The sequence below is a fragment of the Micromonospora aridisoli genome (assembly GCF_056150025.1).
Genome location: NZ_JAXCFK010000164.1, coordinates 1 through 533 on the forward strand (window position 1 = coordinate 1; position 533 = coordinate 533).

The window sequence follows — 533 nt, forward strand, 5'->3', positions numbered from 1 at the left end:
ATAATGATGGTGTTGCAGATGTTGCAGATTTGGATGATGATAATGATGGTATTCCAGATGCAGAAGAAACGCCGGGCTTACCACTAGCTAGCGCAGATGATGACAATGATGGTGTTCCAAACTATGCGGATACGGATAATGGAGTAGATGCCAACGCAGATGGAGTAGTAGATGCTTATGATCCAGATGGCGATGGTGTTCCAAGTCACTTGGATTTGGATAGTGATAATGATGGGATCTATGATCTTGTAGAAAGCGGCGATCCTCTAGCAACCGATCCAGATGGCGATGGTATTATAGGCAATACCGATCCAGTTACAGGGAACACCGATGTTGCTGTTGGAGCAAATGGATTAGCAGATCCAGTAGAGACGGATGATACGCCAACAGCGAGTTTAACCAATGCTCCTGTGAACACAGATACTACGGGTAGTCCAAACTTCTTGGATATCGATAGTGATGATGATGGTATTCCCGATAATGTAGAGAGTCAGACCACTGCAGATTATATAGCACCGATTGGTAATGATACG

At 44.5% G+C, this 533-nt stretch carries 1 pseudogene; it reads left to right on the forward strand.

Annotation, left to right across the window (positions count from 1 at the left end):
* Nucleotides 1-533: pseudogene (locus SM447_RS29900) on the forward strand (hypothetical protein); the annotation flags it as partial.